This window comes from Synechococcus sp. B60.1 (assembly GCF_047462555.1).
Lineage (GTDB): Bacteria > Cyanobacteriota > Cyanobacteriia > Thermostichales > Thermostichaceae > Thermostichus.
On sequence record NZ_JANSJN010000128.1, the window covers coordinates 1 to 6,652 of the forward strand.

6 protein-coding genes are annotated in these 6,652 nt (G+C 58.7%); 3 read left to right on the forward strand and 3 right to left on the reverse strand.

Annotated elements, in window-relative coordinates; genetic code table 11:
- Positions 1–174 precede the first annotated feature (174 nt).
- Both NW863_RS11900 and NW863_RS11905 read right to left on the reverse strand, forming a co-directional pair.
- Positions 175–531 (reverse strand): hypothetical protein, encoded by a 357-nt coding sequence (locus NW863_RS11900; RefSeq protein WP_414366586.1) that lies wholly within the window; start codon positions 529–531, stop codon positions 175–177.
- Between the two features lie 886 nt (positions 532–1,417).
- On the reverse strand, positions 1,418–2,173 hold the full coding sequence (locus tag NW863_RS11905) for an ankyrin repeat domain-containing protein (protein ID WP_414366588.1): 756 nt from the start codon (positions 2,171–2,173) through the stop codon (positions 1,418–1,420).
- A 338-nt stretch (positions 2,174–2,511) separates the two neighbouring features.
- On the opposite strand from NW863_RS11905, the gene NW863_RS11910 reads away from it, so the two are divergent.
- Positions 2,512–3,093 carry a DnaJ domain-containing protein gene (locus tag NW863_RS11910; protein ID WP_414366590.1) on the forward strand — a complete coding sequence of 194 codons (582 nt, stop codon included), beginning with the start codon at positions 2,512–2,514 and terminating at the stop codon, positions 3,091–3,093.
- Here NW863_RS11910 and NW863_RS11915 read toward each other — a convergent pair.
- Entirely contained in the window at positions 3,090–4,496 is a 1,407-nt protein-coding gene (locus NW863_RS11915; protein ID WP_414366591.1) for a 2-succinylbenzoate--CoA ligase, read from the reverse strand. The two genes, NW863_RS11910 and NW863_RS11915, sit on opposite strands and share 4 nt — an antisense overlap.
- 229 nt (positions 4,497–4,725) lie before the next feature.
- Between NW863_RS11915 and petG the strand changes: the two genes are divergently transcribed.
- Entirely contained in the window at positions 4,726–4,839 is a 114-nt protein-coding gene (gene petG, locus NW863_RS11920; RefSeq protein ID WP_414332627.1) for a cytochrome b6-f complex subunit V, read from the forward strand.
- 70 nt (positions 4,840–4,909) lie between these two features.
- Positions 4,910–6,529: a bifunctional pantoate--beta-alanine ligase/(d)CMP kinase gene (locus tag NW863_RS11925; RefSeq protein WP_414366592.1), complete on the forward strand. Its 1,620-nt coding sequence runs from the start codon at positions 4,910–4,912 to the stop codon at positions 6,527–6,529.
- Positions 6,530–6,652 lie beyond the last annotated feature (123 nt).

Below are 6,652 nucleotides of genomic sequence, written 5' to 3' on the forward strand. Positions count from 1 at the left end.
CCGCCTCGTGAGTCTTGGATGCTTCAGCTCTACTTCGGAGACCCGGTACACGGGATCGATGAAGCAACTGGGGCAGAGGAAGAGACAAAAATCTTGCCGTAAAGCGGATGGGGAAACCCCACCCGCCTGCGCGGTGGGGTAGTTCATTAGTTTTTTTGAGGATTCTGGTAGACCTTAACTCCGTTGCTGGGTTAGCCGCTGCCAAAGCTCCAGAGGAATGCGCTCGTGAGGACACTTCAGGGAGCGAATCTGAGCTAGATCTTCCGGCAAGTAGTGCAAAGCCACCCGCGCCGTTGCGTCTAAGAGGCTGTGCCGCTGCTGGGGGTGCTGCTCGGCTTCTCCGAAAAACACATCCAGCCAGCCATCCTGCTCTTGGTAGCGCATCCGCAAAGCGGAGAGAGAAGGTAGGGAATCTTGGCGATAGAGCTGGAAGCCCTGCCTAGGACTCCACCCCAGCCACCACTGGGGCGCCAGTTGCCCCAACTGCCGACACCACACGCCCGCCTGCACCTGTTGCCATGTCATGCTCATCACTCCGTGACCTGCAAAGACCTAGCTGCAAATTTTTTCCAACTACTTTAGCCAAGTACTCTACCAGACTCACTCAGTTTGATGCAAGTCTCTATCAAAGAGTGCCCCGTATGCTCCGGGGGTATATTGCAACTTGATCTCAATAGTGCTATCCTGTCACTCAGGTGAGTGGTGGAGTCAAATCCATCAGTCTTCCTCTCTTGTCTTGGATAGAGCGGGGATCCCGCGCCGGCGGAACTGGCCATCCTGCGTTTGGCAGGGATCCCTTTTCCTCCTTTCCCCTCAAAGTTGAGGTTTTAATCTAATGAGACTAAACATCAATTAACAGGGGAGGGAGGTTTTCCGCCAACACCGTGTTGAAGGAGGAGGTAGCAGTCGAGGGTGATTGCGCTTGCGTCGGCGGGCTAGCAAGCGGAAGCGGCGTGAAGCGCTGGGGAAGTATCTTGAGTTATTTGGAATGGCTATAAATCTTCTAAGGAGATAAACGGATGTTTTCGGAACAAGCTAGCTGTTCCGTCCTTGTTTTGTTCTCTAAAAAATGATTCTGAAAGAAGATTAAAATTTGGAGAAAAGGATTGAATCAGGTGCGACTTATCGATTAGAATCTAGATGGCGTTAACGCTAACCGCGACGAAGAGATCGGAGAGAGGAAACCTAACATCCTCTCTCCTTTTCTGTCTCTATCTCTTGTCTCCCAAGAAGTAGGGATCCCTTATGAATGGAGATACAATCTAAGGTGTTCCTTGCTCTTACCCCTAGACCCTTTTTCCACCCCTCACCCATGGCCCGTATCCCAGAGGGAAGCTAGGGATCACTTTTGAAAGTGACTATAGCTTTTACACCCTCAACTACCCTTTCAGATTCTTGTTTTTGTTTGGCGTGAAAACTAAAGGGTTGCGCCTCGGTCTTGCAGCCATTGGGCAGCTAGCTTGTGCTGCCGCTTTTGCGCATAGGCTAAAGGTGTGTGCCCCTCCTGATTCCGGGGGTTTAATTCGGCCCCATGCTGCAGCAAAAGTTCTAGGATTGGGACATGCCCTTCCCAGGCAGCCCAGTGCATGGGTGTTGCCCCGAAGCGGTTGCGCGCGTTGACATCAGCCCCGTACAAAATGAGAAAGCGAGCGATGCCCAAGTGTCCTTGTGTGGCCGCCTCGTGCAGAGGAGTTCGCCCCGTCTCATCAACGGCATCCACCGGTGCCCCCTTGGAGAGTAGGCGAGCTAGAACGCTTTTCCTACCCGTAGCCGTAGCCCAGTGGAGAACGCCACAGGCGTTTGCCCCTTTTTGGATCAGCAGACTGATAACTTCTGCCTGATCGGCTAGGGCAGCCCGATGGAGAGGAGTGTATCCATAGCGATCTGGCAGATCGATCTCGCTGCCTGCCTGGAGAAGCCGCTCCACCACTTCCACCTGGCCGCTGGCTGCAGCCAAATGGAGGGGTGTAGCCCCGCTGGAATCCACCGAGTGGACAGAAGCGCCATAAGCCAAAAGCAAGTCCAACAACTCCAGATTGCCGATGAGTATTGCTTTGTGAAGCGGGGTAACCCCCTGCCAATCGGGAGCATTCACATCTGCCCCTTGCTGCAAGTAAGCCAGCAATTGTTGCAGATCTTGATTGGCCAAGGCGCGGTGCAGGGCTTCGCTCATAGTTACTGGGAAATAGGGCTTAAAGTTCTTCAGGGAGAGTTAGGAATAGGCAAAGTCTAGGCTTTACAGCTTGGGCAAAGTCTAGCACTGGATCCCTGCTTCTGAAGTAGCTGCCCGCAAGAGGCCTCTTGGTGCTCAGCCAGCAGGGTCAATGCAGCATCAAGCCTTGACCATGAGAACCATTCTCGACAAGCTTGCATCTCAATTGCATTAGCGCTGAGAGGATCCCTTGGTTCAGCCTGGGTTGACATGCCATGATCAGCGGCAGAGTCAGAGGTCGGAGCTGACTTTTGGCCCAGGTTCTGCAACTCTCAATTCCCTTCCTTCTGCCACCGCTCATGGACTACTACGCGATTCTGAACCTGTCTCCCCAAGCAGACAGCGAAGATATCAAGCGAGCCTTTCGCCGGTTGGCACGGCAGTTTCACCCCGATGTGGCAGGAGAGGGATCCCGAGAACGATTTGAGCAGATCTATCGGGCCTACCAAGTGCTGAGCAACCCTGAAGAGCGGCGGCGCTACGACGCCCAACGACAATCCCCGCCCAGTCCTGGGAAAGGAGAAAGGCGGGTGGTTGTGCGCACCACTGGATTGGACTCCACCTCAGCAGAACCGCCGGCTCGGGACTCCCTTGAGGCAGGAATTGCCCGCGTTAAGGCCGCCTGGCGCGAGCGCAAGCTGCCCACGGCAGTGGCTCTGGCCGAAGCCCTCCTGAAACGCTTTCCCAACTCCGGCGAGGCCATCCACATCTTGGCTTTGGCCTATCAACGCTTCGGCAACCATTTGATCCAAGAGGGGCGCCACCGGCAGGCAGAAGCCTATCTGAGAAAGGCCTTGGCCACAGAGCCAAATAACCGGGAGTTGGCCTTTGAAATCCGGCGAGATCTAGCCCGTCTGGGCATCCGGGAGGGATCCAGCTAGCTGCCTGGCGCTGCAACTTTCAACTGCTGGGCCGCCCACTGCCGGAGCTGCTGGCGGTTGACCTTGCCCTGGGCGTTGCGGGGGATCCCGCTACACCACAGCCATTGCTTGGGGTGCTTGAAGGGGCTTAGTTGTTGTGCAAGGTGCCGCTTTAGGTGCTTCTCCAGCTCGTTGCTGCTTAGAGAGATCCCAGCCCTGGGCACAGCCACCGCCACCACCTGCTGGCCCCACTCCTCATCGGGCAGGCCCAGCACACAGACATCTTCTACCCAGCCGCTGGCGCGGATTTCCCCCTCCACCTCGGCGGCCATCACCTTTTCCCCTCCGGTCAGGATGAGCTCGTCGGCGCGGCCCAGCCAGTAGAGATAGCCCTCTGAGTCCAGATAGCCCCAATCGCCGGGGGTGAAGCCCCGCTGTTGCCATTGGCCTAGAGAATCTGCCTCGCTGGAGAGAGGGTAGTAGCCCAGTGCCAGCGACTCAGCCCACACGTGGATGCGGCCTACCGTCTGGGCGGGCAGGGGATCCCCTCTCTCACCGCGGATCTCCACGGTGGCGTGGGGTAGGGGCCGGCCCAGACTGTCGCTGCCCTGCAAGAAAGCTTCTGGCAGCAGCGTACATACCTGGGAGGCGGTTTCGGTCATGCCGTAGGTGAGGGCTAGGGGCAAGTGCAACTGCCGGGCCTGTTGCCGTAAACTGGGCCAGGTGGGGCCGCCGCCAACCAGAATGGCCTGGAATTGGTGTAGGCTCTCCAAGACTCCTGGCTGGGCGTTGAGCAACAGCCGCTGCAACTGGGTGGGCACCAGCGACAGAAAGCTGCCCGGCAAAGGCGGATCCCAGGCCTCAGCCTGCTGCTGTCGTTTCCAATCCCAGACAATCCACTGGCCGCCGCTCAGCCAGGAACGAACAGCCTGCATCAGGCCGCTGACGTGGTACAGGGGCAACACACAGTAGCTATGGATACACTCCACCCGGAAGTGCTGTTGGTGGGCTCTGGCGGAGGCGCTGAGGGTACGCCAGGAGTGCACCGCCCATTTCACCTGACCGCCGGAGCCGCCGGTAGGGATCCCAATTACCGGCCAATCGGTGCTGGGCAGGAGCTGTTGCCAATGCTCCAGCTGGGGGTTGGAGCAGGCGGGATCCTCCTGCAACTGCCCTTGCCGCCAGTGCCAAGCGGATCCCAGGCCGGCCAAAGCCTGTCCCCACTCCCGTTCTCCCCAGTGGGGATTGGCTAAGAAGAGGGGGATCCCCAGGTGTTGGCAGGCCAAAACGGCAGCCCACACTTGTAGCGGATCCGAGTCTGCCACCAGTAGGGGAACGGCCTTGTCTGCCAGAGGGCGCAGTTGCTCTTCCAGCCCAGACAGGCACTCCTTCAAAGCGGGAGGGCAGTTGTGGTTGGGAAACATCTTTCGGCAAGCTCAGGCGGGACAGTTGCAAGTTAAACGAAGTGATCAATCAAAAAGCAAGCTATAGCCGTGGAGACTTGACCATCCACTGAGGCAATTGGGAGGTGTCCCCCGTCTCTTCGTTGTTTTGATTTTTGGCAGGGATCCCCTCCTCAAAGGCCCGGGCAAGGTGAGGAAGAGTTTGGGCTTGGCTTATCATGATCTAGGTTTGAAGTAGGAGGCCTAGGTTGTGATCGAGCCAATTTTGCTGGGGATCGTTTTGGGGATGGTGCTGGTTACCTTGGCAGGCCTGTTTGTGGCCGCCTACAGACAGTATCAGCGCGGCAATAAGATCGGTCTGTGAAAGCCAGGGAGGAAAAGCTGGCACCAAACCGTCGGCAAGAGAGCGGCTCAGCAGGTGAGGTGGCATAGCGATGCAGTGGCTGCGCACGGTGGCGGCTTTGCGGGAGCAGGTAGCGAGCTGGCGGGGATCTACCATAGGCTTGGTGCCAACGATGGGATCCCTGCACGAGGGGCATCTCAGTCTGATCCGCCGCTGCCGCCAAGAGTGTGACCACACGGTGGTCAGCATCTTCGTCAACCCCCTCCAATTTGGCCCCAACGAAGACTGGGATCGCTACCCCCGCGATGAGGAAGGGGATCGGGCCCTGTGTGAAGCGGCGGGCGTGGATGTGGTGTTTGCCCCCGACCCGCAAGAGATGGGAGCCGACCCGGCAGCCGGAGGCGACCGCACTTGGGTGATGCCCCCCGAATCCCTTCTGCAGACCCTCTGCGCCCCCCACCGACCGGGGCATTTTCGCGGCGTGGCCACCATCGTGCTGCAACTGCTGAACCTGGTGCAGCCGCAGCGGGCCTATTTTGGCCAAAAGGATGCCCAGCAACTGGCCATCATCCAGCGCCTGGTTCAGGATCTGCAGATCCCCACCACCATTGTCCCTTGCCCCACCGTGCGAGAAGCCGACGGCCTTGCCTACAGCTCCCGCAACCGCTACCTCTCAGCAGCGGAGCGGCAGGTGGCCGCCAGCCTGTACCGCGCCCTGCGCCGAGGTTACGACCACTGGCAAGCCGGGGATCCCTCCGCCGAAGGGATCCTGGCCGCCGCCCGTGCTGAGCTAGAGCACACCCCGGAGGTGCGCGTGCAGTATCTGGAATTGGTGGATCCGCAAACCCTCCAGCCCCTATCGGAGGTCAAAGATAAGGGACTGCTGGCCATCGCCGCCTATGTAGGGCAAACTCGCCTCATTGACAACCTGCTCCTTTCCCCGGAAGGTGCGGATCCCTTGCCCCAAAAACAGCAGAGTGCAGTGCCTCCTTCCCCGAAAACAGGGCGTCGCCCGCTGATTGCCATCGACGGACCGGCAGGGGCCGGGAAGTCCAGCGTAGCGCGAGCAGTGGCCGCTCAACTGCAGCTCCTGTACTTGGATACGGGGGCGATGTACCGGGCCATCACCTGGCTAGCGCTGCAGCGGGGGATCCCGTTGGACGACGCCGAGCAACTGACCCAACTGGCTGCCCAAACCCAACTAACCTTACAAAGTGGCCCCTCGGCCGACGAACCAACCCGCATCTGGGCTGACGGTGAGGAAGTTACCCAGGCCATTCGCTCCCCAGAGGTGACCCGCTGGGTTTCTCAGGTGGCGGCAGTGCCAGGGGTACGGCAGGAGCTGGTGAAGCGGCAACGCCTCATTGGACGGGATGGGGGGGCTGTCCTGGAGGGGCGAGATATCGGTACCCATGTTTTTCCTGATGCCGAGCTGAAAGTCTTTTTGACCGCCTCGGTGGGGGAGCGGGCCCAGCGCCGGCAACACCAACTGCAAGCCCAAGGACAAGTGGTGTCCCTTGAAGAGTTAAAAGCTCAGATTGAGCAGCGGGATCGCCGCGACAGCGAACGGCTTATCTCTCCCTTGCGGCCTGCCCCCGATGCCATTCTGATCGACACGGATCACCTGAGCCAGGCTGAGGTGGAAGACAAAATTGTGAGGCTGTACCGCCAGCTTTTGGAGCAATCCGGGGCAGCCCATTTCGACAATTAATTATCTGAACCCTGAAGATTTTCTCAAGCTTTCGAGATGGGGCCAATTCAACGTAAGGCGCGGGATTCCCCACCCGGGTGGGGAGGGATAGCGCCTCCTGACTGATTCTGGATATATCGCTTC

Bases quoted from the DNA above. Each gene is read 5' to 3' on its own strand.
- NW863_RS11900 (WP_414366586.1), bottom strand. From the start codon at position 531: ATGAGCATGACATGGCAACAGGTGCAGGCGGGCGTGTGGTGTCGGCAG.
- NW863_RS11905 (WP_414366588.1), bottom strand. From the start codon at position 2,173: ATGAGCGAAGCCCTGCACCGCGCCTTGGCCAATCAAGATCTGCAACAA.
- NW863_RS11910 (WP_414366590.1), top strand. From the start codon at position 2,512: ATGGACTACTACGCGATTCTGAACCTGTCTCCCCAAGCAGACAGCGAA.
- NW863_RS11915 (WP_414366591.1), bottom strand. From the start codon at position 4,496: ATGTTTCCCAACCACAACTGCCCTCCCGCTTTGAAGGAGTGCCTGTCT.
- NW863_RS11925 (WP_414366592.1), top strand. From the start codon at position 4,910: ATGCAGTGGCTGCGCACGGTGGCGGCTTTGCGGGAGCAGGTAGCGAGC.